General features: G+C 71.3%; 20 protein-coding genes. 12 read left to right on the forward strand and 8 right to left on the reverse strand.

The window, feature by feature from the left end; genetic code table 11:
- The first annotated feature begins 196 nt into the window (after positions 1 to 196).
- The 6 genes from rhaI (at position 197) to CP983_RS03430 (ending at position 7923) form a co-directional block, all read left to right on the forward strand.
- On the forward strand, positions 197 to 1357 hold the full coding sequence (gene rhaI / locus CP983_RS03405) for an L-rhamnose isomerase (protein ID WP_150498469.1): 1161 nt from the start codon (positions 197 to 199) through the stop codon (positions 1355 to 1357).
- 112 nt (positions 1358 to 1469) lie between these two features.
- Entirely contained in the window at positions 1470 to 3509 is a 2040-nt protein-coding gene (locus CP983_RS03410; protein WP_150498470.1) for a bifunctional aldolase/short-chain dehydrogenase, read from the forward strand.
- 8 nt (positions 3510 to 3517) lie between these two features.
- A complete protein-coding gene (locus CP983_RS03415) occupies positions 3518 to 4954 on the forward strand; it encodes a rhamnulokinase (protein ID WP_150506361.1) in 1437 nt (478 codons plus the stop codon).
- Between the two features lie 70 nt (positions 4955 to 5024).
- Positions 5025 to 5780, forward strand: coding sequence for a (Fe-S)-binding protein (locus CP983_RS03420; protein WP_125528155.1), 756 nt, complete (start codon positions 5025 to 5027; stop codon positions 5778 to 5780).
- The gene (locus CP983_RS03425) at positions 5777 to 7255 is read left to right on the forward strand and encodes a LutB/LldF family L-lactate oxidation iron-sulfur protein (protein ID WP_150498471.1); all 1479 of its coding nucleotides are present in this window, start codon (positions 5777 to 5779) and stop codon (positions 7253 to 7255) included. The genes CP983_RS03420 and CP983_RS03425 overlap by 4 nt, the downstream gene beginning before the upstream one ends.
- A complete protein-coding gene (locus CP983_RS03430) occupies positions 7252 to 7923 on the forward strand; it encodes a LutC/YkgG family protein (RefSeq protein ID WP_150498472.1) in 672 nt (223 codons plus the stop codon). The genes CP983_RS03425 and CP983_RS03430 overlap by 4 nt, the downstream gene beginning before the upstream one ends.
- On the opposite strand, the gene CP983_RS03435 is transcribed toward CP983_RS03430, so the two are convergent.
- The 3 genes from CP983_RS03435 to CP983_RS03445 form a co-directional block, all read right to left on the reverse strand.
- Positions 7896 to 11009 (reverse strand): alpha-L-rhamnosidase, encoded by a 3114-nt coding sequence (locus tag CP983_RS03435; RefSeq protein ID WP_150498473.1) that lies wholly within the window; start codon positions 11007 to 11009, stop codon positions 7896 to 7898. The two genes, CP983_RS03430 and CP983_RS03435, sit on opposite strands and share 28 nt — an antisense overlap.
- 177 nt (positions 11010 to 11186) lie before the next feature.
- Positions 11187 to 12116 (reverse strand): hypothetical protein, encoded by a 930-nt coding sequence (locus CP983_RS03440; protein ID WP_150498474.1) that lies wholly within the window; start codon positions 12114 to 12116, stop codon positions 11187 to 11189.
- A 95-nt stretch (positions 12117 to 12211) separates the two neighbouring features.
- The gene (locus CP983_RS03445; protein WP_150498475.1) at positions 12212 to 12802 is read right to left on the reverse strand and encodes a hypothetical protein; all 591 of its coding nucleotides are present in this window, start codon (positions 12800 to 12802) and stop codon (positions 12212 to 12214) included.
- A 171-nt stretch (positions 12803 to 12973) separates the two neighbouring features.
- On the opposite strand from CP983_RS03445, the gene CP983_RS03450 reads away from it, so the two are divergent.
- Positions 12974 to 13765, forward strand: a complete 792-nt coding sequence (locus tag CP983_RS03450; protein ID WP_167537634.1) for an ABC transporter ATP-binding protein — start codon at positions 12974 to 12976, stop codon at positions 13763 to 13765.
- A 3-nt stretch (positions 13766 to 13768) separates the two neighbouring features.
- Positions 13769 to 15079: an FtsX-like permease family protein gene (locus CP983_RS03455; RefSeq protein ID WP_150498477.1), complete on the forward strand. Its 1311-nt coding sequence runs from the start codon at positions 13769 to 13771 to the stop codon at positions 15077 to 15079.
- 43 nt (positions 15080 to 15122) lie between these two features.
- On the opposite strand, the gene CP983_RS03460 is transcribed toward CP983_RS03455, so the two are convergent.
- Positions 15123 to 15692 carry a TetR/AcrR family transcriptional regulator gene (locus CP983_RS03460; protein ID WP_150498478.1) on the reverse strand — a complete coding sequence of 190 codons (570 nt, stop codon included), beginning with the start codon at positions 15690 to 15692 and terminating at the stop codon, positions 15123 to 15125.
- Between the two features lie 195 nt (positions 15693 to 15887).
- On the opposite strand from CP983_RS03460, the gene CP983_RS03465 reads away from it, so the two are divergent.
- Positions 15888 to 16745 carry an AAA family ATPase gene (locus CP983_RS03465; protein WP_107906462.1) on the forward strand — a complete coding sequence of 286 codons (858 nt, stop codon included), beginning with the start codon at positions 15888 to 15890 and terminating at the stop codon, positions 16743 to 16745.
- Positions 16742 to 18100 (forward strand): vWA domain-containing protein, encoded by a 1359-nt coding sequence (locus tag CP983_RS03470; RefSeq protein WP_150498479.1) that lies wholly within the window; start codon positions 16742 to 16744, stop codon positions 18098 to 18100. The genes CP983_RS03465 and CP983_RS03470 overlap by 4 nt, the downstream gene beginning before the upstream one ends.
- Here the strand turns inward: CP983_RS03470 and CP983_RS03475 are convergent, their stop codons facing one another.
- On the reverse strand, positions 18101 to 18802 hold the full coding sequence (locus CP983_RS03475) for an SDR family oxidoreductase (protein WP_150498480.1): 702 nt from the start codon (positions 18800 to 18802) through the stop codon (positions 18101 to 18103).
- 190 nt (positions 18803 to 18992) lie between these two features.
- Here CP983_RS03475 and CP983_RS03480 point away from each other — a divergent pair, with 190 nt between their 5' ends.
- Positions 18993 to 19970 carry an NAD(P)-dependent alcohol dehydrogenase gene (locus CP983_RS03480; RefSeq protein WP_150498481.1) on the forward strand — a complete coding sequence of 326 codons (978 nt, stop codon included), beginning with the start codon at positions 18993 to 18995 and terminating at the stop codon, positions 19968 to 19970.
- Positions 19971 to 20015: 45 nt separating this feature from the next.
- Here CP983_RS03480 and CP983_RS03485 read toward each other — a convergent pair whose 3' ends face one another.
- The 3 genes from CP983_RS03485 to CP983_RS03495 all read right to left on the reverse strand — a co-directional run bounded on the left by CP983_RS03485 (position 20016) and on the right by CP983_RS03495 (position 22398).
- On the reverse strand, positions 20016 to 20372 hold the full coding sequence (locus tag CP983_RS03485) for a cupin domain-containing protein (protein ID WP_125528392.1): 357 nt from the start codon (positions 20370 to 20372) through the stop codon (positions 20016 to 20018).
- Between the two features lie 186 nt (positions 20373 to 20558).
- The gene (locus CP983_RS03490) at positions 20559 to 21536 is read right to left on the reverse strand and encodes a threo-3-hydroxy-L-aspartate ammonia-lyase (RefSeq protein ID WP_150498482.1); all 978 of its coding nucleotides are present in this window, start codon (positions 21534 to 21536) and stop codon (positions 20559 to 20561) included.
- Between the two features lie 202 nt (positions 21537 to 21738).
- Positions 21739 to 22398 carry a helix-turn-helix transcriptional regulator gene (locus tag CP983_RS03495; protein WP_150498483.1) on the reverse strand — a complete coding sequence of 220 codons (660 nt, stop codon included), beginning with the start codon at positions 22396 to 22398 and terminating at the stop codon, positions 21739 to 21741.
- A gap of 187 nt (positions 22399 to 22585) precedes the next feature.
- On the opposite strand from CP983_RS03495, the gene CP983_RS03500 reads away from it, so the two are divergent.
- On the forward strand, positions 22586 to 23758 hold the full coding sequence (locus CP983_RS03500; protein ID WP_150498484.1) for an MFS transporter: 1173 nt from the start codon (positions 22586 to 22588) through the stop codon (positions 23756 to 23758).
- Positions 23759 to 23815 lie beyond the last annotated feature (57 nt).

Below are 23815 nucleotides of genomic sequence, written 5' to 3' on the forward strand. Positions count from 1 at the left end.
TGTCCCGTCAATGGGTCCGTGTCGAAAAAGTTTCGATGAAGGTAGGTCACGGCCGAGTCACAAGAAACGGCCTTGGTCACGGGGCTTGACACCCCTTCGGGGGGCCCATACGTTCCCGTCTTGAATCGTTTCACAGTGAAGCGTTTCAGATGTCCGCCGTCCGACGCTTCCGTCCCGACGTCACAGGAGCCCTGAAGTGACCGAGCTCGCCGCGGTGAAGGCCGCACTCAAGACCCAGGCCGTCGAAACGCCGTCGTGGGCGTACGGGAACTCGGGGACGCGGTTCAAGGTGTTCGCGCAGCAGGGCGTGCCCCGGACGCCTCGGGAGAAGCTGGACGACGCCGCGAAGGTGCACGAGTTCACCGGCGTCGCGCCGACCGTCGCGCTGCACATCCCCTGGGACAGGGTCGACGACTACGCGGCGCTGGCCAAGCACGCCGAGGAGCGCGGGGTGCGGCTGGGCGCGATCAATTCCAACACCTTCCAGGACGACGACTACAGGCTGGGCAGCATCTGCCATCCGGACGCGGCGGTGCGGCGCAAGGCCGTCGGTCATCTGCTGGAGTGCGTCGACATCATGGACGCGACGGGCTCACGGGATCTGAAGCTGTGGTTCGCGGACGGCACGAACTATCCCGGGCAGGACGACATCCGGGGGCGTCAGGACCGGCTGGCCGAGGGGCTGGCCGAGGTGTACGAGCGGCTCGGGGACGGGCAGCGGATGCTGCTGGAGTACAAGTTCTTCGAGCCGGCCTTCTACGCGACGGACGTGCCGGACTGGGGGACGGCGTACGCGCACTGCCTGAAGCTCGGGCCGAAGGCGCAGGTCGTGGTCGACACCGGGCATCACGCGCCCGGCACCAACATCGAGTTCATCGTCGCCACGCTGCTGCGGGAGGGGAAGCTCGGCGGGTTCGACTTCAACTCGCGGTTCTACGCGGACGACGACCTGATGGTGGGCGCGGCCGATCCCTTCCAGCTGTTCCGGATCATGTACGAGGTCGTGCGCGGGGGTGGGTTCACGTCGGACGTGGCTTTCATGCTCGACCAGTGCCACAACATCGAGGCGAAGATCCCGGCGATCATCCGTTCGGTGATGAATGTGCAGGAGGCCACGGCGAAGGCGTTGCTGGTCGATGGTGTCGCTCTGGCCGAGGCCCAGGCTGCGGGGGATGTGCTCGGGGCGAATGCCGTGGTCATGGACGCGTACAACACGGATGTGCGGCCGCTGCTGGCCGATGTGCGCGAGGAGATGGGCCTCGACGCCGACCCGATGGCTGCGTACCGCCGGTCGGGGTGGGCCGAGAAGATCGTGGCCGAGCGAGTCGGTGGGCAGCAGGCCGGGTGGGGGGCGTAACCGTCTGCCGCGTTCTGTCGTCTGCGGACTGCGGGCCGGATGTAACTGGTCGCGCAGTTCCCCGCGCCCCTAAAAGCATCTCCCTCGCTCTTCTAGTTAGGACTGAAGGTTCATGGCCATCCATCCCGAAGCCGCCGCCCTCCTCGCCCGGTCCCAGCGGCTCGGCTCCGATCCCCGTAACACCAACTACGCCGGTGGGAACGCGTCCGCCAAGGGCACCGACGTCGACCCCGTCACCGGGGGTGATGTGGAGCTGATGTGGGTGAAGGGGTCCGGGGGTGATCTGGGGACGCTCACCGAGGCGGGGCTGGCCGTGTTGCGGCTGGACCGTATGCGGGCGCTCGTGGACGTCTACCCCGGCGTCGAGCGCGAGGACGAGATGGTCGCCGCCTTCGACTACTGCCTGCATGGCAAGGGCGGGGCGGCTCCGTCCATCGACACCGCCATGCACGGGCTCGTGGAGGCGGCGCACGTCGATCATCTGCACCCGGACTCGGGCATCGCGCTGGCCTGTGCCGCCGACGGGGAGAAGCTGACCGCCGAGTGCTTCGGGGACACCGTGGTGTGGGTGCCGTGGCGGCGGCCCGGGTTCCAGCTGGGGCTGGACATCGCCGCCGTGAAGGCCGCCAACCCGGGGGCCGTCGGGTGTGTGCTCGGCGGGCACGGGATCACCGCCTGGGGCGACACCTCCGAGGAGTGCGAGCGCAACTCGCTGCACATCATCCGGACCGCCGAGAAGTTCCTGGAGGAGCGCGGCAAGGTCGAGCCCTTCGGGGCCGTGATCGAGGGGTACGGCGCGCTCGGAACTCCTCAGCGCCGTGAGCGGGCCGCCGCCCTCGCGCCGTACGTCCGTGCCATCGCCTCCCAGGACAAGGCCCAGGTCGGGCACTTCGACGACTCCGACGCCGTCCTGGAGTTCCTGGCGCGGGCCGAGCACCCGCGGCTCGCCGCGCTCGGCACCTCCTGCCCGGACCACTTCCTGCGGACCAAGGTGCGCCCGCTCGTCCTCGACCTGCCGCCCACCGCGCCTCTCGAAGAGGCCGTCGCACGCCTGAAGGAGCTGCATGCCGAGTACCGCGAGGAGTACGCCGCCTACTACCGGCGGCACGCCCTGCCCGACTCCCCCGCCATGCGCGGCGCCGACCCGGCGATCGTCCTCGTCCCGGGTGTCGGCATGTTCAGTTTCGGCAAGGACAAGCAGACCGCACGGGTGGCCGGCGAGTTCTACGTCAACGCCATCAATGTGATGCGGGGCGCCGAGGCCGTCTCCACCTACGCGCCCATCGAGGAGTCCGAGAAGTTCCGGATCGAGTACTGGGCGCTGGAAGAGGCCAAGCTGCAGCGGATGCCGAGGCCCAGGCCGCTGGCGACGCGGGTCGCGCTGGTGACCGGCGCGGGCAGCGGGATCGGGAAGGCCATCGCGCGGCGGCTGGTCGCCGAGGGCACGTGCGTGGTCGTCGCCGATCTCGACGCCGAGAACGCCGCGGCCGTCGCCGAGGAGCTCGGCGGGCCCGACAAGGCCGTCGCCGTGACCGTGGACGTCACCTCCGAGGAGCAGATCGCCGACGCCTTCCAGGCGGCCGTGCTCGCCTTCGGCGGCGTGGACCTGGTGGTGAACAACGCCGGCATCTCCATCTCCAAGCCCCTGCTGGAGACCTCCGCCAAGGACTGGGACCTTCAGCACGACATCATGGCCCGCGGTTCCTTCCTCGTCTCCCGCGAGGCGGCCCGGGTGATGATCGCGCAGGGGCTGGGCGGCGACATCGTCTACATCGCCTCCAAGAACGCCGTTTTCGCCGGGCCCAACAACATCGCCTACTCCGCCACCAAGGCCGACCAGGCCCATCAGGTGCGGCTGCTCGCCGCCGAGCTGGGCGAGCACGGCATCCGCGTCAACGGGGTCAACCCGGACGGTGTCGTGCGCGGGTCGGGGATCTTCGCCGGCGGGTGGGGTGCTCAGCGTGCCGCCGTGTACGGGGTCGAGGAGGCGAAGCTCGGTGAGTTCTACGCCCAGCGGACCATCCTCAAGCGCGAGGTACTGCCCGAGCATGTCGCGAACGCCGTCTTCGCCCTCACCGGCGGGGACCTGACGCACACCACCGGGCTGCACATCCCGGTCGACGCCGGCGTCGCGGCCGCGTTCCTGCGATGAGCGCCCGCGTGAAGGCGTACGCCGCGGTCGACCTCGGCGCGTCCAGCGGACGTGTCATGGTCGGCCGCGTCGGCCCCGACAGTCTGGAGCTGACCGAGGCGCACCGGTTCCCGAACCGGCCCGTGCGGACGCCCGAAGGGCTGCGCTGGGACGTCCTCGGACTGTACGCCGGGGTGCTGGACGGGCTGCGGGCGGCCGGGCGGGTCGACTCCGTCGGCATCGACAGCTGGGCCGTGGACTACGGGCTGCTGGACGCGGACGGCGCGCTGCTCGGGAACCCCGTGCACTACCGGGACTCCCGGACGGAGGGGATCGCCGAGAAGGTGTGGGCGACCGTTCCGGCGGAGGAGCTGTATGCCGCGACCGGGTTGCAGTACGCGCCCTTCAACACGCTGTACCAGTTGACGGCGGCGCGTCACTCCGCCCAACTGGCGCACGCCGAGCGGCTTCTGCTCATCCCCGACCTCCTGACGTACTGGCTCACCGGCGAGCAGGGCACCGAACTCACCAACGCCTCCACGACCCAGCTCGTCGATCCGCGCACGCGCGACTGGTCGTACGACCTCGCCTCCCGGCTGGGCATCGACCTGCACCTGTTCGCGCCGCTCAGGCAACCCGGTGATCCGGCGGGCCTGTTGCGTGCCGAGGTGCTGGAGGAGACCGGGCTCGCCGGGCCGGTGCCGGTGACCGCGGTCGGTTCGCACGACACCGCCTCCGCGGTGGCCGCCGTACCGGCCGACGGCGAGCGGTTCGCGTACATCTGCACCGGCACCTGGTCGCTGGCCGGCCTCGAACTGGACGCGCCGGTGCTCACCGAGGAGAGCCGCGCCGCCAACTTCACCAATGAGCTGGGGCTCGACGGCACGGTCCGGTATCTGCGGAACATCATGGGGCTTTGGCTGCTCCAGGAGTGCGTACGGGCCTGGGGCGAGCCGGAGTTGGGCGCGCTGCTGCCGGCGGCCGGCCGGGTGCCGGCGCTGCGGTCGGTCGTGGACGCGGGGGACGCCGCGTTCCTGGCGCCGGGGCGGATGCCGGAGCGGATCGCCGAGGCGTGCCGGGCCTCGGGGCAGCCGGTGCCGGTCTCGCCCGCCGAGGTCACACGGTGCATCCTCGACTCGCTGGCCCTCGCACACCGCAGGGCGATCGACGAGGCGCAGCTGCTCGCCGACCATCCCGTGGACGTCGTGCACGTCGTCGGCGGCGGCACCCGCAACGCTCTGCTGTGCCAGCTGACCGCCGACGCCTGCGGGCTGCCGGTGGTGGCCGGTCCGGCGGAGGCCGCCGCCCTCGGGAACGTCCTGGTCCAGGCGCGGACCCACGGCCTGGTCGGCGACCTCGGCAACGGGCGCCGCCTGCTCACCCGTACCCAACCGCTGACCCGGTACGAGCCGCGCGGGGACGCGGCGCGCTGGCGCGAGGCGGAAGCCCGGCTCACCGACGGGTGACGAGGTCTCCCCCAAGCCGCCGTGCCCTATTACGCTGCACTCATCCGATGATCGATCAGAAGGAGCCGCGATGCGTGTCGCCCTGTTCCTGACCTGCGTCAACGACACGCTCTATCCGGACACCGGTCGCGCGGTGGTGAAACTGCTGACCAGGCTTGGCGTCGAGGTCGACTTCCCGATGGCGCAGACCTGCTGCGGGCAGGCGCACTACAACACCGGATACCGACACGAGGCCGAGCCGCTCGCCCGGCATTTCTCCGATGTCTTCGGGGAGTACGACGCGATCGTCACCCCGTCGGGGTCGTGCGGCGCGATGGTGCGGGAGCTGTATCCGCGGATGGGTGAGCGGGCCCGGGCCGAGGGACGCGGGGACACGCTCGCGGCGACACTGGCGCCGGTGGTGCCGAAGACGTACGAGCTGACGGAGTTCCTGGTGGACGTCCTGGAGGTGACGGACGTGGGCGCCTACTACCCGCACCGGGTGACGTACCACCCGACCTGTCACGGGCTGCGCGGGCTCGGGCTCGGGGACCGGCCCCGGCGGCTGCTCCAGGCCGTGCGGGGGCTGGAGTTGGCGGAGTTGCCGGGGGCCGAGGAGTGCTGCGGCTTCGGCGGCACCTTCGCCCTGAAGAACTCCGATGTCTCGGCGGCGATGGGCGCGGACAAGGTGCGCAACGCCGAGTCGACGGGCGCCGAGGTGCTGTGCGCGGCGGACAACTCCTGTCTGATGCACATCGGCGGGACCATGGCCCGGCTGCGGACGGGCATGCGGCCGGTGCACATCGCGGAGATCCTGGCGAGCACGGAGGAGGAACCGGCCGTATGAGCGGGACGTATCTGGGAATGCCGGCTTTTCCGAAGGCGGCGCACGAGGCCGTGCACGACGCGACGCTGCGGGGCAATCTGCGTCACGCCACGCACACCATCCGCGCCAAGCGGGCGAAGGCCGTCGCGGAGGTCTCCGACTGGACGGAGTTGCGCGAGGCGGGCAAGCGGATCAAGGATCATACGCTGCGTCACCTCGACCGGTATCTGGTTCAGTTGGAGGAGTCGGTCACGGCGGCCGGTGGCACCGTCCACTGGGCCGCCGACGCCGACGAGGCGAACCGGATCGTGGCGGATCTCGTCAAGGCGACCGGGGAGTCGGAGGTCGTCAAAGTCAAGTCGATGGCCACGCAGGAGATCGGGCTGAACGAGGCGCTTCTCGAAGAGGGCATCCACGCCTACGAGACCGATCTCGCCGAGCTGATCGTGCAGTTGGGCAAGGACCGCCCCTCGCACATCCTGGTGCCGGCGATCCATCGCAACCGGGGCGAGATCCGCGACATCTTCGAGCGTGAGATGAGCGAGTGGGGGCGCCCCGCGCCCGAGGGCCTCACCGACACGCCCGCCGAGCTCGCCGAGGCCGCGCGCCTGCACCTGCGGGAGAAGTTCCTGCGCGCCAAGGTCGGCATCTCCGGCGCCAACTTCATGGTCGCCGAGACCGGCACCCTGCTGGTCGTGGAGTCCGAGGGCAACGGGCGGATGTGCCTGACCCTGCCGGAGACACTGATCTCGGTCGTCGGCATCGAGAAGATCGTGCCCACGTGGCAGGACCTGGAGGTGTTCCTGCAGACCCTCCCCCGCTCCTCCACCGCCGAGCGCATGAACCCGTACACCACCATGTGGACCGGTACGACGGACGGCGACGGGCCGAGCACCTTCCATCTGGTGCTCCTCGACAACGGCCGCACCGACACGCTCGCCGACGAGGTCGGCCGCCAGGCCCTGCGCTGCATCCGCTGCTCGGCCTGTCTCAATGTGTGCCCGGTGTACGAGCGGGCCGGCGGGCACGCCTACGGCTCGGTCTATCCGGGCCCGATCGGCGCCATCCTCAGCCCGCAACTGCGGGGCGTGACCAGCGAGATCGACGCCTCGCTGCCGTACGCGTCGTCGCTGTGCGGCGCCTGCTACGAGGTGTGCCCGGTCGCCATCGACATCCCCGAGGTGCTGGTGCATCTGCGGGAGCGGGTCGTGGCGGGCGGCGAGGTGACGTCCAAGGGCAACAAGGTGGTGCTGAAGCCGGCCAAGGGGCATGCCGCCGAGCGGGCCGCGATGCGGGCGGCACGCTGGGCGTTCGGCCGCCCGGGCGCCCTGCGCACCGGCCAGCGGCTCGCCTCGCGCACCCGACGGCTGCATCCGCGCTCACTGCCCGGACCGGGCAGGGCGTGGAGCGGGACGCGGGATCTTCCGGCGGTGCCCGCGGAGCCGTTCCGGGACTGGTGGCAGCGCACGCGGGGCGGAAAGGACGGGGCCAAGTGAGCAGCAGGGAACGGATCCTGGGCCGGGTGCGGCGCGCGCTCGCGGACGTACCGCGCGAGGAAGCGCCGTACGAAGAGGCGGTGCCGCGCGACTATCTGCGCGAGCACGGGGACCGGAGCGTCGCGCAGACCGTCGATCTGCTGGCCGAGAACCTCGCGGACTACCGGGCGATCGTGCACCGGTGCACGCCCGCCGACCTGGCGCCGACGATCGCGGGGATGCTCGCGGCGCGCGGGGCGAAGACCGTGCTCGTGCCGCCCGGCCTGGACACCGGCTGGCTGGCGGCGGCCGACGCCGAGCGGATCGCGGACCGGCCGGAGAGCACCCCGCACGAACTGGACGAGGTCGACAGCGTCGTCACGGCGTGTGCCGTGGCGGTGGCCGAGACCGGCACCATCGTGCTGGACGGCTCCCCCGACCAGGGACGGCGCCGCATCACGCTCGTCCCGGACCACCACATCTGTGTCGTACGGGTTCCGGAGCAGGTCGTGTCGTCGGTGCCGCAGGCTCTCGAACGCCTCGACCCGGTACGCCCGTTGACGTGGATCTCCGGTCCGTCGGCGACCAGCGACATCGAGCTGGACCGGGTCGAGGGGGTGCACGGCCCGCGCACCCTGGAGGTCGTGCTGGTGGGCGAGGATCAGTCGAGCGCGGACGTCACCGCATAGCGGCCGGACGGCAGCCGGTAGGAGGCGACGCCGTCCGCGAAGCCCAGGTACTCGACGCCCTCGGCCTCGGCCAGGGGTGTGCGGCCCTCGCGGACGGTCGACGGGTCGGCGGTGGGGATGCGCAGGGTCGCGGTGCTGTTGGCGGGCACCACAGCCCGGTAGGTCAGCTTCCGGTCGTCCTCGCGCCACTCGCTCACGATCTCGCCGCAGGGCGCGAGATGGGCCCCGCTGACCCGGGTGACCTTGCCCGTCGGGTCGAGGTGGGGCCTGAGGAAGAAGTGCCGGAAGCCCGGGTGGGCCGGGTCCTTGGCGATGCCGGCCATGCTCTCGTACATCCACTCCATGATCGCGCCGTAGGAGTAGTGGTTGAACGAGTTCATGTCGACGGGGCCGAAGCCGTCCTCCTTCGAGTACGAGTTCCAGCGCTCCCAGATGGTGGTGGCGCCGTTGCGCACGGAGTACAGCCAGGACGGCATGGCGTCCTGGTGAAGCAGCCGGTACGCCAGGTCGACGCGGCCCTCGTCGGTGAGGACGGGCGCGAGGACGTTCACGCCGAGGAAGCCGACGGAGAGGGTGTTCTCGGCGTACCTGACGCGTGTGCTGTCGGGGTGGGCCTCCTTGTAGGCCTCGTCGTTGCCGATGTTGTCGGTGAGGTGGGTGACGAGCCGGCGGCGCTGGGCCTCGGTGTCGTAGAAGCCGAGTTTGAGGACCCACAGCAGGGCGGTCTGGCTGTTGTCCTCCGTCTTGCCGCCCGTTGGCGGGGCATCGCCGAGGCTGGAGCGGAGGGTGACCTCTCCGTCGGCGCCGGTGGCCAGGTACTTGGTGATGAACGCCCGCTTGATGCGGGCGAAGAGGTCGTCGTAGGCGCGGGTCTCGGCGGTGCGGCCGGTGGCGCGGGCCATGTCGGCCATCAGGCGGGCGCTGTAGCCGTAGTAGACGTCGCTGATGAGCTGGGTGCTGGTGTCCTGGAAGGCCAGCCAGTCACCGAAGATCGCACCCTGCCCGGCATAGGTGTCGCCGGTGCGGCGCCGGATCCAGTCCATGTACTTCGTCATGGCTGCCCAGCTGCGGTCGACGACCGTGCTGTCGCCGGACATCTGCCACACCGTCCACGGGACGACGACGCCGCAGTCCGCCCAACCGCTCGCGGGGATCGGCTGGTTGTAGCGGGAGCCGGGTGCGACCCAGGTGAACTGGGCGCCGTCCTGGCCGTAGGTCTTCTGCGAGTCGATCAGGATGTCCTCGAAGTGGCTGAGGAAGTTGACCGCGTCGGCGTTGTAGAGGCCGGTGTTGGAGAAGAGCTGGGTGTCGCCGGTCCAGCCGAGGCGTTCGTCGCGCTGGGGGCAGTCGGTGGGCACCCAGAGGTAGTTGCCGCGCTGGCCCCAACGGACGTTGCCGATCAGCTGGTTGACGTCGGTGTCGTCGGTGGTGATGGTGCCGATGTCGCGGAGGGCGGAGGTCGCGACCCGGCCCGTGAACCGGGTCAGGGTGACTGTGTCCGTGGCGGTGACGGAGACGTAGCGGAAGCCGTAGAAGGTCAGCGAGTCCTGATGGGTCTCGCCGTCGGGGTCGCCCTTGAGGATGTAGGTGCTGGTGGCCTTGGCGCTGCGGAGGTTGGCGCGGTACACGGACCCGACGGGGCCGTCGGCGCCCTCGCTGTCGTCGTTGAGCATCTCGCCGGGTTTGAGGACGACTTGGGCGCCGGCCGCGCCGCGCAGGGTGTAGCGGGGCACGCCGACCATGTTCTGGCCGAGGTCGATGACGGCGGTGTCGCCGGGGCGCAGGGTCACGGAGGCGGTGGCGGCGGTGGCCGGGTCGGTGACGGTGCGGGCGGGGTCGACGACGATACGGCCCTTGCCGTTGGGGCTGCCGTTCTGGTCCGTCACGCCGGTGTACACGGTGACGGACCGCGGCCTGAGATCCCATTCGGGCATCACCCGGGCGCTCTCGCCCGGGTAGGCCACCAGCTTCGCGTCGGGGAACCGGGTGTCGTGGTCGTGCTCGGTGACTCCCGCCCAGCCGGAGGCGTCGAAGCCGTTCGCCGTCCAGCCGGCCCGCTCCGCGCGGGCGTCGTAGGTCTGGCCGTCGTAGATGTCGTCGGCTCGGTAGGGGCCGGTGTCGGTGGCCTTCCATTCGTCTCCGGGCGCGGTGACGACCGTCTGCTCGGCCCCGTCGGCGTACCGGATCAGGAGCTTGGCCTTGAGGGCGAGCGGATTGCCGTCGGCGGACCAGTAGGCGCTGTTCTCGGAGACGCGGCCGTTGTACCAGCCGTTGCCGAGCACGGCGGCGAGGGTGACCTGGCCCTGCCGCCCGGAGACCAGGTCCGTGACGTCGTAGGTGAAGTAGTTGACGGTGCTGTCGTAGTTGGTCCAGCCAGGGGTCAGCAGTTCGTGCGTGGTGCCGTCGCCCTGGGGTACGGCGACTCGGTGGCCGTTGATGTGGGCGTCGTACACGCCGAGGGCGGTGATGTAGAGCCGGGCGGCGCTCACTTGACGCCCGGTCAGCCGGGCCTGGCGGCGCAGGAGCGGGGCGCCGGGGGTGTTGGGGCGTTTGCCCGCCATGGCGATCCAGCGGGCCCCTTCCCAGCCGGTGACGCCGTCGGTGGTGAGCAGGCCGGTCTCGAAGCGTGCGGTCGGGGCGGCGGGGGCGGCTCGGCCGGTCTCGTCCCAGACCGTCACCGTCCAGTGGTAGCGGGTGGAGGCGCGCAGGGCGGGGCCGTCGTAGCGAACGGCGATCGAGTCCGGTGAGGTGACACGGCCGCTGTTCCAGATGTCCGCGCGGGAGGGGGTCAGGCGGTCCGGGGTCGTGGCCACCAGGATCCGGTACGCCGACTGCCGGCGACCGCGTACCGGGGAGGTCATGCGCCAGCCGAACCTGGGATGTTCGGCGTCCACGCCGAGGGGATTGTTGCGGTGCTCGACCGTCAGGCCCTCGACCGCGGTGCGGGGCGAGGACGGGGCGGCCACCGCTGGGGTGCCGCCGACGATGCCTCCCGCCACGGCCAGCGGTGCGGCGCCGAGTGCCGTGGTGAGCACGGTACGGCGACGCACGCCTCTGCCCTTCGTGCTGTCGACTCCGTCGTTCATGCCGTAGTCCCTTCGGCTGGGTTCGGTTCGGAGTTGGAACGATTCAGCTCGAACGACGGTTGAAGCTAGTGGCAGAAGTGGCCAGTGTCCATGCCCCGATCAGGACGAGTGGCGTGCAGAATCCAACAGAACTCCCCAATCACTGGAGCCTGTCATTGAAACCGTTCAAAAGCGGAGTCAGGCGTTCTTGCTCGGTCGTCTGGTGGAGTCGCGGCTGAGGATGCCGAACGCCCATCGCTCGTTGAAGCCCGCGACGAAGCCGATGGCGCACCAGAAGCTCCAGAACTCGGTGCCCGCGGCGGCCGATCCCGGGGTGCCCGGGGCGGGGCAGATCTCGGCCGTGGTGGCCGGAGGCTCGAAGACGGTCACAATGCCGCCGCTGAGCAGGAAGTAGACGGCGATGGCGAGGACCCAGCCGACGAACACCCGGTAGACGCCCTCGTGGCGCATGCTGCGGGCCATCTGGCCGGGGACCACGATGCCCTCGCGGCCGTTGGTCTGACGGCGCGCCAGCTGGTCCGCGCTCCCCCGCAGTCGCACCAGCACGCTGAGGACGGCCCCGAACGCGCCGACCCCGCCGCACACGAAGGCGCCCAGCAGGCTCCAGCGGTTGGTGCAGTTCAGCGTCACGCCGAGGACGCCGAGCAGGTCGACGCCCCAGAGGAGCGGGACGACGAGCAGCGACAGGCCCGCGACCGAGCCCATGGCAAGGCCGATGTTGAGGCCCCGGCTGACGGCAGTCGCGCTGTCCTGGGCCAGCCGTCCGCGCAGGTCGGCGATCTCCTGGTCGAGATACTCGGTCAGATGCTCGTTCGCCTTGGCGTCGCCCAGCCGTGGGTCGCTCAGCGCGTTGCCGAGCACCCGCACCACCGTGACCCGTGCCGAGACCCTGGTCCTGCGCTCGAAGGCGCGCTGCGAGGCGCCGTACAGGAGCTGTAATTGGAGCTGCTGGTCGGGATACAGATCACCGAACTGCACATAGGCCGCCTCGAACCCGCCCGGCACCACGTCCGCCAGCCCCTCGGGCCACAGCTCGGTGTCCGCCCCCTGGACCGACTCCCGCATTCCCCGCCACCGTGCCTGGCGGCGTCCCCCGTTTTCCGTCATGGGCAAACCTGTACCGGCGGAGGACGTCCGCGGGGAAGTCTTCCAAGGCACCAGTCCTGTCACCGATTTCACGGAGCGGCGACCTCCGCCCGCGGTCAGGAGTAGACGATCGGGCAGCCGCGTCGGATGGAGTGCTGGGCGGCGCGCAGGTACACCGCCGTGTAGAAGGCCGTGTCCAGGTCGTCGGCCCACGGTCCCGGCCGGGCCGCCGCGGTCCGCTTCGCCTCACCGTCGAGGAACCAGCTGGTCAGCTCCAGGTTGTCGGACGTCGCCGGTATCGCGTCGGTCGGCAGCTCCAGCGCCGTCGCGAGCCGCTCGGTGAGGGCGAGGATCCGCGGGGCTCCGGCGACGGTCGTCGTCAGGTCGTAGGCGGACTCGATCGGCAGCTCGATCTCCTCGTCGAGCGGCACCGGCACCAGCACCGTCCAGCCGAGAAGGAGCCTTTCCTCGGCCTTCGACAGGTGCGCCCGGCACAGTGCTACGAATCCGTCCATGGGCGGGACGAGCTTCTCCTCGAAGGCCGTGCCGGAGCCGCGTGCGAAGTCCGTCTCCTCGGGAACACCGGTGTACGGCGGTAGCCCGCGCCTGCCCAACTCCTCGTTCAGCGCGGCGGCGACGTGCCCCCGGCCGTCCTCCTCCTCGCCGAACCATTCCCGCGCGCCCACGTTCACCAGATAGATCCCCATGCGTCGGAAGGTACAACCCGCCACTGACAACGCGGTCGGTCACCGGGGCCGGCCCCCCGTCGGGGGTGTCGCTGAGTACACCCGGCAAGACGGGTTCTGCGCCCAATGTGCTCCCGCCGCCCGCTCCGTAGCTTCATCGGCAGGGCACAGGGAGTGCCCGGACGGAGAGTGATGACGATGTTTCGCGCAGGTTCGCGACGCACGCACGACACGGGACCCGCCGCGGAGGCGCTGCGGCTGGTCAAGGTCACCAAGACCCATGGCGCGCAGGACAGTTCCGTGACCGCTCTGGACGGGATCACGCTGGGCCTGGGTCGGGGCACTTTCACTGCGGTCATGGGGCCGTCGGGGTCCGGCAAGAGCACCCTGCTGCACTGCGCCGCCGGGCTCGACCGGCCCGACAGCGGCATCGTGCGGGTGGACGGCACCGAGCTGACCGGGGGCGGCGAGGCGGAGCTGACGAAGTTCCGGCGGGGCCGGATCGGGTTCGTGTTCCAGCAGTACAACCTGCTGGAGACGCTGACGGTCGCGCAGAACACCGTGCTGCCGCTCAAGCTCGCCGGGCAGCGCGTCGACCGCGCCCGGGCCAGGGAGGTCCTGACGTCCGTCGGTCTCGGCGACCGGCTCGGGCACCGCCCCGACCAGCTGTCCGGCGGTCAGCGGCAGCGCGTGGCGATCGCCCGCGCGCTGGTGACCGAGCCCCGGGTGATCTTCGCGGACGAGCCGACCGGCGCCCTGGACACCCGCAGCGCCCGTGACGTGCTGCGGCTGCTCCAGCAGGCGGTGCGGGTGCACGGCCGCACCGTGGTGATGGTGACCCACGACCCGGTCGCCGCCTCCTACGCGGACTCGGTGCTGTTCCTGGCGGACGGCCGGCTGGCCGGCCGGATGGACGGGCCGACCCCGGACGCGGTGGCCGAGCGCCTGGCGCACCTGGGTGACGACGTGGCTCTGGGGGTGTGAGCGATGTTCATGCTGTCCCTGCGCTCGATCCGGCATCGCCCCGGACGGTTCCTCGCGACACTGCTGTCCGCGTTCCTGGGCGCGGTCATCATCATGACGTTCAACTCGATGCACGACACGGCGGCGCAGGACGGCGTCGACTCGACCAGCGCGGAGACCCTGTCCACCGCGGCGGGCGTCGTCGGCGGCTACGGCACCCTGCTGGTCTTCTTCGCCGTCGCCTCGACCCTGACGGTCAACGTCCGTCAGCGGGCGGCCGAGTTGGAGCTGCTGCGCTGCTCGGGGGCGACTCCGGCGCAGCTGAAGCGGATGGTCGTCGGTGAGGCCGTGGTCGTGGCCGTGGTGGGTGCGGCGCTGGCGATCGGGCCGGCGATGCTGGGTGGCCGGGCGCTGCTGGACCTGTTCCAGGACAGCGGTCAGGTCGCCGGGTCCGTGCCGCACGACTTCGGCCCGATCGCGTTGATCTCGGGCATCGACATCACGCTGCTGGCGTCGGCCGGCGCCGCCTTCCTCGCCGTACGGCGGGCGACTCGCGGGCAGGTGAAACGGGGCGGGGCACGGAAGTTCCTCGCCTACGCGGCGCTCCTCGCCGGGGCGGCTTCGGTCACCTCCACGTTCGCGTTCTCGGGGTCGGACGCGGCCCTGATGGCGCCGCCCGCCTACGGGGCGATCCTGCTGTCGGTGGGCTTCGCGCTGCTGGCGCCGCGGCTGCTGGAGGGCGTGCTGAACCGGCTGCCGCTGAGCGGCGCGAGGGGCTGGCTGGCGGTGCGCAATCTGCGGGAGCGGGCCGGTCATCTGGCCGGGATCCTGATGTCGCTGATCCTGTTCACGGCAGTGGCCACGGCCACGCTCACCATGCAGGCCGTGGAGAGCGACACCGTCGAGGCCCTCGGCATCACCAAGTCGATCGACGACAAGACCCTGGAGACGCTGAACTTCACGGTCGTCGGGATCATCGTGGTCTTCGTCTGCGTGATGCTCGTCAACTCGCTGTACGCAGCTACGAGTTACCGCTCGCGGGAGTTCGGGCAGCAGCGGCTCGCCGGGGCGACTCCGGGGCAGGTGCTCGGGACGGTGGGTGTCGAAGGGCTGATCCTCACGGTCACGGGCGTCGTGTTCGGCGCGCTGGCCGCGCTCGCGGGGATCATCCCGTTCACCGTGGTCCGCTCCGACGAGGTGCTGCCGGGCGAGGTGTACGGCATCGGGCTCGCGGTCGTCGCCGTCGCGGCGGCGGTGACGCTGGGGACCGGTCTGGTGACGGCCCGGCGGATGCTGCGCACCCCGGCTGTGGGGGCGGTCGCGGTGGCCTCGTGAGGAGGGGTGGGTGTTCGGGGCGGTCGCCGCGGCGGCCGCCCCGTCATTTCACGCCGGCGGCGTCCAGCAGCGTGGCCGCCGTCGCGACGGTCAGCCCGTCCAGCGTCTCGACCCGGGCCCCGGAACGTGCGCTGGCCCCGTCGAAGACCAGCATCAGCTGGCGGGCGAGCAGCTCGGCGTCGCGGGCGCCGCCGTCCTCGGCGTGGGTGCGGAAGTAGCCCTTCATCCAGCCCTTCGCCTCGCGGGCGACCGCGCTCGCGGGGTGCTGCGGATCCTTCAGCTCGACCAGCGCGGCAAGGAAGGGGCAGCCCTGGTAGGCGGGCTCGGCGGACGCCTTCTCCAGCCGCTCGAAGACGTTCAGGATCCGCTCGCGCGGGGTGGCGGCGTCCTCGACGTCCGGCGCCAGCTGGGACTCGTACTCCGGCATCCGCCGGGCCAGGCTGGCCGCGAGGACCTCGTCCTTGCTCGCGAAGAGCTGGTACATGGACCGCTTCGAGACACCGGCCGTCCGGCACAGCGCCTCGACGCCGATGGAGACGCCGTCCCGGTAGAACAGCTCGGCCGCCGCGTCGAGCAGCCGGTCCCTGGTGGACGCCTTGTCTGTAGTGGCCATACCGGCGAGGTTACCTCTCCGGAGGTGAAGAGGAAACCGATCGGTCTACCTCCTTCCGGTACCCCGAATCCCCGTGGCATCATCGCTGAACAAGCGCTTAGATATGTGCTCGGTCCGGCCTGTCCGCCATGACGGTCCTGACCGGACCCGGCAGTCCTGACCGTTCTGACCGTCGCCGCCGAGCTGGAGGCCCCGTTGTTCACATCCGTCGACGACGTCTCCGCGCGCCTGGCCGAGACCGGCTATCTCGCCTCGCCCGCGGTCGCCACGACCGTCTTCCTCGCCGACCGTCTCGGCAAGCCGCTCCTGGTGGAGGGCCCGGCCGGAGTCGGCAAGACGGAACTCGCCAAGGCCGTCGCCCAGGTGGCGCAGGCACAGCTGGTACGGCTCCAGTGCTACGAGGGGGTCGACGAGTCCCGGGCGCTGTACGAGTGGAACCACGCCAAGCAGCTGCTGCGCATCAGCGCCGGTCGCGACGAGACGTGGGACGAGACCCGCACGGACATCTTCAGCGAGGAGTTCCTGCTCACCCGGCCACTGCTCACGGCCATCCGGGGCGAGGACCCCAAGGTGCTGCTGATCGACGAGACCGACAAGGCCGACGTCGAGGTGGAGGGCCTGCTCCTGGAGGTGCTCAGCGACTTCCAGGTCACGGTCCCCGAACTCGGCACCATCACGGCGACCCGCCGCCCCTTCGTCGTGCTCACCTCCAACGCGAGCCGGGAGCTGTCCGAGGCGCTGCGCCGCCGCTGCCTCTTCCTGCACATCGGCTTCCCGGACGAGGAGTTGGAGCGCCGGATCGTACGGCTGAAGGTGCCGGGCCTCGACGAGGCGCTGGCCCGCTCGGTGGTGCGGGTCGTGGGCGCTCTGCGCGCGATGGACCTGCGCAAGGTGCCGTCCGTCGCCGAGACCATCGACTGGGCGCGCACCCTGCTCGCGCTCGGCGCCGACTCGCTGGACGTGACGGTCGTACAGGCCACCCTCGGCGTTCTGCTCAAGCATCAGGACGACGTCCTCAAGGCGACCGCGAAGCTCGACCTGGACGCCCTGTGACCACGCCGACGGGCGTCGCGGAGCGGCTGACGTCCCTGGTCGGCGCGTTGCGCGCGCACGGCATCCGGATCGGCACCGGCGAGACGGTGGACGCGGCGCAGGCCATCGAGGCGCTCGGCCTCGCGGACCGTGAGCTGCTGCGCGAGGGGCTGGCGGCGACGCTGCTGCACGGCACCGGGCAACGGCCGGTGTTCGACCCGGTCTTCGACCTGTACTTCCCGCGCGGCGTCGGCGGCCCGGACCGGAAGGCCGCGGGACGGGACGACCTGCGGGACCGGCTGGCGGCGGCGTTGGCGGCCGACGACCGGGCGTTGATGGGCCGTCTCGCGGTGGAGACCGTGGACGGGTTCGGTGGCTACGGCTCCTCTCCGGAGTCGGACGGCTGGTCGTCGTACCAGGCGCTGGAGCGGCTGCGCCCGCAGACGCTGCTGGCCCGGGTCCGCGACGACGTCCGTGGGCGGGGCGCGAGTTCGGGGTTCGCGGACCGGCTGCTGGAGGACGAGATCCGGCGGCGCATCGAGACCTTCCGCCGGCTGGTGGCCGCGGAGGCGCGGCGCCGGGTCGCCGAGCGGCGCGGGCGCGACGACATCGCCCGGCGCGCCGTGGCCCCGACCGCCGACCGGGTCGACTTCCTGTTCGCCGGGAAGGCCCAACTGGCCGAGCTGCGCAGGGCCGTTCAGCCGCTGGCCCGCAAGCTCGCAACCCGGCTCGCGGCACGTCGCCGTCGCGCCGCGCGAGGCACGATCGACCTGCGCCGCACCCTGCGCGGATCGCTGTCGACGGGCGGGGTGCCGATGAAGCCGGTGCTGCGCAGACGGCGACCGGCCCGCCCCGAACTGGTGCTGCTGTGCGATGTGTCGGGGTCGGTCTCCGGGTTCTCGGACTTCACGATGCTGCTGGTGCAGGCGCTGCACGACCAGTTCAGCAAGGTGCGCGTGTTCGCGTTCGTCAACCGGATCGACGAGGTGACCGGGTTGCTGGAGCGCGGCACCGCCGACCCGGAGGGGCTCGGCAACCGGATCGAGGCGGAGGCCACGCTCACGGGCTATCACGGCAGCAGCGACTACGGCATGGCGCTGGGCGAGTTCGCCGAGCGCTACGGCGACGCGGTCGGCCCGCGCACGACGGTGTTCGTCCTCGGTGACGCCCGCACCAACATGAGCGACCCGAACCTGCCGGCCGTACGGGAGATCGCCGGACAGGCGCGTCGCGTGTACTGGCTGAACCCGGAGCAGCGCTCCAGCTGGGGCACCGGCGACTCCGCCGCGCCCTCCTACGCCGAGCTGGTCGAGATGCACGAGTGCCGCACCGCCCGGCAGCTCAGCGCGCTGGTGGAGAGGCTGCTGCCGGTCTAGTCAGGCGGCGAGCTGCGGGTAGAGGGCGGCCGGATCGGCCGACAGTCCCGCCTTCACCTGCCGGGTGACGTCGTCCGCGAGGACCTCGTAGGCGCCCGAGGCGATCCCGTCGAGGGCCTGTGCGGCAACGCTCTCGGCCGTGGACTTGGGCGCGTCGACATGGGCGGCCAGGTCGGTGTCGACGTAGCCGACGTGCAGGCCGGTGACTTCGATGCCGCGCGGCTTCAGGTCCAGGCGCAGCGAGTTGGTCTGCGACCAGAAGGCGGCCTTGGAGGCGCTGTAGGAGCCGGCGAGGCCGATCCACGACAGCACGGAGTGGACGTTGAGGATGTGGCCGCCGCCGTTGCGCTCGATGACGGGGACGAAGGCCCTGGTGACCAGGAGCGGTCCGTAGAAGTTGGTCTCGAACTCGCGCCGGACGTCGTCGACCGGCGAGTCGAGGAAGTTCGCGTTCACCGAGGCACCCGCGTTGTTGATCAGCAGCGTGACGTCCTGGGCCTGCTCGGCGGCGGCCGCGACGGACGCCGGGTCGGTCACCTCCAGGGCCAGCGGCACGGCGTCGGGGTGGGTGACGGTGTGCGGGTCGCGGGCGGTGGCGTACACCTTCTTCGCGCCCCGCTCGTACAGGGCGGCGACCAGGGCGCGGCCGATGCCGCGGCTGCCGCCGGTGACCAGGGCCACGGAACCTTCGATGGTGGTCATGGGGGTCTCCTCGTAATGCTCAGCGCTTGTCCAGAGATCGGAAACCGATCGGTTTCCGACACCAGAAGCGTAAACCGATCGGTTTCCTCAGGGCAAGGGGAGGGCCGGACCCCGGAGAAAATCAGGGTCCGCCCCCGATGGTCGGGACGGTCCGGCCTCCATACGCTCGGCAGGAGCGGAGGGGGATCCCATGAAGGCAGTGATTCAGGATCGGTACGGCTCGGCGGACGTCCTGGAGTTCCGGGACGTCGACCGGCCGGTGCCGACGGCGGACGAGGTCCTGGTGCGGGTGCACGCGGCCTCGGTCAACGCCTACGACTGGCACCTCATGCACGGCGACCCGGTGATCGGTCGCACCATGATGGGGTTCCGCAGGCCCAAGGCGCCGGTGCGGGGCAGGGACTTCGCGGGTGTGGTGGAGGAGGTGGGCTCCGGCGTCACCGGACTGAAGCCCGGCGACGAGGTGTACGGCGAGGCCGACGGCGCGTTCGCGGAGTACGTGTGCGCCCGGGCCGACAATGTGGGCCCGAAGCCGGCCAACCTCACCTTCGAGCAGGCGGCGGCGATTCCGCTGGCGGGCAACACCGCCCTGATCGGCCTGCGTGACGTCGCCCGGGTGCAGCCGGGGCAGACGCTGCTGGTGAACGGGGCCTCGGGCGGCGTGGGCACGTTCGCCGTGCAGCTCGGCAAGGCGTACGGCACCGAGGTGACGGCCGTGTGCAGCACCCGCAACGTCGACATGGTGCGCTCACTGGGCGCCGACCGGATCATCGACTACACCCAGGAGGACTTCACCCGGGGCGAGGCGCGCTACGACGTGGTGCTGGACCTGGTCGGCAACCACTCGCTCGGGGAGTTCCGGCGTGTGCTGAACCCCGTCGGGACGCTCGTCCTGTCCGGCGGCGGGGTGTACGAGGGCGGCAGCGTCGTCGGACCGATGGGGCTGTTCATCAAGCGGCGGCTGGTGGCTCCGTTCGCACGGAACCACCGGCTGCTGGAGATCGCCGCACGGCAGAGCAGGGCGAACCTCGAGGCGCTGCGGGAACTGGCCGAGTCCGGGAAGATCGCTCCGGTCGTCGAGCGGACGTATCCGCTGAGCGAGGCGGCCGAGGCCATCCGTTACCTGGAGGTGGAGCACGCGCGCGCCAAGGTCGTCGTCACCGTGTGATGTGCCGGCGCGGGGCCGACGGTCGACTCCCGTACGGATGGGCGGCTACTTCTTGGCGAACTCGCGCGCCGTCTGCCCCTGGAAGTCGTAGGTCACGACCTGCTCGTCGCCCACCACCCAGGCGTCGTGCCCGGGGGTGCAGACGAAGACGTCGCCGGGGCCGACGTCGGTCTCGGTGCCGTCGTCCATGCGGATGTGGAGGTGGCCCTGGAGGATGTAGCCGTTGTGGTGCATCTGGCAGGTCTTGGTGCCCGCCAGCGGGGCCACGGACTCCGTCCAGCGCCAGCCGGGCTCGAAGGTCGCCACGGCGAAGTCGAGATCCGGCATATGGACGGCTTCGAGGTGGCCGCGGGGGAAATCACGCCGCTCGTCGGGCTTGTCGAGCGTCTTCACTTCCAACATGACGCGCTCCCTTCCGGCCGTGGGTCACCGCGGCCGGTGCCGGTCTCCCCGGCGGCCCTGGACACCGCCGTCGGCGGCCGGCCTCCTACCCCTCAATCGTCCGCCTGTCCACTCGGGGCCGCCAACCGGGGGACGGCCGGTCGGCCGACCTGGGAATGCCCTCACGCCGACCCGGGGGGCGCCCCCTCAGACGCGGTCTCCGCAGAGCTCGGCGAAGCGTACGGCGTCGACGTTCCCGCCGGAGACGATCACGCCGACCCGGCGCGCGGGCGCCCCCACCCGGCCGGTGAGCAGGGCGGCGAGCGGGCTGGCACCGCTCGGCTCCACGACGATCTTCAGACGCTCGAAGGCGAACCGCATCGCGTCGCGGATCTCGTCGTCGGCGACCAGCGCGATCTCGTCGACGAGCCGCCGGTTCACGGAGAAGGTCAGCTCCCCGGGAATGTGCAGGGCCTGTCCGTCGGCGATGGTGTGCGGCACCGGGATGCTGACGCGCCGCCCCGCCTCCAGGGAGCGCTTGGTGTCGTCTCCGGCCTCCGGCTCCACACCGATCATCCGGATCTCCGGGTGCAGCCCCTTGGCGACGGTGGCGCTGCCGGCCATGAGCCCGCCCCCGCCGACCGGCGTCAGCAGGGCACCCAACTCCCCGACCTCCTCCAGGAGTTCAAGAGCGGCGGTGCCCTGTCCGGCCATCACGTGCGGATGCTCGTACGGCGGGATCAGGGCGAGGCCGCGCTCGGCGGCGAGGGCCTCGGCGATGGCGACCCGATCACCGGTGTAGCGGTCGTAGGTGACGATCTCGGCTCCGTAGCCCTCGGTGGCCGCGCGCTTCGACGGCGGGGCGTCCTCGGGCATGACGATGACCGCCGTGGTGCCGAGTTCCCGGGCGGCCAGGGCGACGGCCTGGGCGTGGTTGCCGGACGAGTAGGCGGCGATGCCACGGCCGAGCTGCTCGGGCGTCAGCCGGGAGGCCGCGTTGTAGGCGCCGCGGAACTTGAAGGCGCCGACCCGCTGGAAGTTCTCGCACTTGAGGAAGACCTCGGCGCCGACGAGTTCGTCGAGCGTGCGCGAGCGCAGCACGGGGGTGCGGTGGGCGACGCCCTTGAGCCGCTCGGCGGCATCACGGACGTCGTCGAGGGTGACCGGCGGGGTTGTGGTCGTCACGCGTGTCCTCCAGGGGTGTCTTGGTGATGGCGGCTCTGCCTGTTGCGGCCGCGCCCGACGCGGCGGGGTCGGAAGTGGCCGGGTCCGACGGGGCTGGGTCCGAAGTGGCCGGGTCCGAAGTGGCCGGGTCCGAAGTGGCCTGGTGCCACATGGCCGGCTCCGACGGGGCTGAGCAGGCCGGCCGTGGTCACGTCCGCCGCGGCTACTCCGCTCTCGCCTGCGACAGATAGCTGTACGCGGACGCCCGGGAGATCCCGAGCCGCCCCGCGACCTGCTCGATCGCACGCCGGACGGCGAACACGCCCCGCTCGTCGAGGCCGCGGAACAGCTCCAGGCGCTGGGTTCGGTCGAGTCCGGCCCAGCTGCCGTTCTGCCGGAGTTGATGGGCGTCGAGGATGGCGTCCACGACGGAGTCGATGTCGTTGCCGAAGGTGGTGACCGGCACCTCGGCCGGGGCGGCGGCGATGCCGGCGAGGGCGCCGAGCAGGGCGTGGGCGTCGTTCACGGCGGTGACGTCGAGGTTCACGCAGAGGGCGCCGAACACCGTGCCCGTCGAGTCGCGCAGCACCATCGTGGAGGCCTTGACCAGCTTGCCGCCGCGGGTCCGCGTGACGTAGTTCAGCTCGTCGCCCGCGCCCTCGCCGCGCGCGACGATCCGCATGCCGATCTCGCTCATCGCACCGCCCACGGCCCGCCCGGTCACCGCACCGGCCACGGCGACCACGGACGTCTCCGGCCGCCGGTAGTCGTGCAGCACGACCTCGCACATCGGCCCGAACGTCGCCGCGAGCCCGTCGGCGACCGGGCCCAGCGCGGCGACGATCGCGTCCCGCTCCGCCTCCAGTGCCTCATCGGCCGCCATCGCGCACTCCTCGCTCCGCCCGCACTCGGCACCGCATGCACCGAGCGACCGCCTCCTAGACTACACGTCCAGACTCTGTACTCACAGTCCAATTCGATTCCCGACCCGCCGCACTCCGCACCCATCCCGTCCCACCCCGACCCGGATCTTGACGAGCGCCGAGATGTTACCGGTAACATCACACGCCATGACGCTGACGTCGGCACCTTCGCACCCGCGGGTCTTCAGTCCCGCCGCCGTGGTCGCCTCGTGCGTGGGCTTCGTGCTCATCGGCGCCCTCCAGGCCCTGTACGGCCCGGCGATCCCCGCCTTCCGCGAGGAGTTCGGCCTGTCGCCTTCCGCCGCCGGTCTCGGGCTGAGCGCGCACTTCGTCGGCGGGGTGGCCGGGGTGCTGCTCTTCGACCGCCTCTACGGCCGGGTCGGCAACCGGGGCATCCTCGGAGCCTCGTATCTGCTGATGGCGATCGGCGCGGCCGGCTTCGCGCTCGCGCCCGACTGGCCTGCCGCCCTGGCCATGTCCCTGCTGGCCGGGCTCGGCTTCGGCGGTATCGACTACGGCCTCAACCAGTTGTTCGCGGTCGGCTTCGGCCACCGTTCGACGGCCATGCTCAACATCCTCAACGCCCATTTCGGCATCGGCGCGATCCTCGGTCCCGCGCTGATCGGAGCGGTGGGTGCCGAGCACTACCCGGCGGTGTTCCTCGGCTTCGCGCTGGCCAATCTGCCGCTGCTGCTGTGCCTTCGAGGCGTGGGCGACCGCGCACCGAAGTCGTCCGGGACAGCCGACGGGGCCGGCGGTCCGGTCCTCGCCCGCAGCCTCGGCTCCGTGCTCGCGGTGTTCGTGGCCCTGTACGTCATGCACGTCGGCATCGAGGCCGGTGTCGGCGGCTGGGAGCCGACCCATCTTCAGACCGTCGGCTACTCGGCGGGGATCGCCGCGACCGCCACGTCCGTCTACTGGTTGATGATGACCGTGGGCCGCTTCCTGGTCGCGCCGATCGCGCTGCGGTTCTCGGCCGAGACCATCATCGCGGTCTCGTGCGCGGGCATGACGGTCTGTCTGCTGCTCGCCGCGGTGCCGGGCCTTGCGCCGTACGCCTATGCCGGTGTCGGTCTGTTCATCGCGCCGATCTTCCCGACCGGACTGCCGTGGCTCAACCGCGCCGCCCCGCGGGCGCGCAGGGCGGGAGCGGTGGTCATCGCGGCGTCGATGGTCGGCGGTGTGGTGGCGGGCCCGGCCCTCGGCAAGGCCATCGAGTGGTCCGGCATCCGCAGTGTCCCCCTCATCCTCGGCGCCGTCTCGGCGCTGTGTCTGACGGCGACCTTCTGGCTGATCCGCGCCACCGACCGGTCCCGCTGATGCCCGAGCCGCGCGCCCGGCTCGGCCCCGGCCTCCGGCGCACCGCACATCCCCCGT

Source organism: Streptomyces chartreusis (genome assembly GCF_008704715.1).
Taxonomy (GTDB): domain Bacteria; phylum Actinomycetota; class Actinomycetes; order Streptomycetales; family Streptomycetaceae; genus Streptomyces; species Streptomyces chartreusis.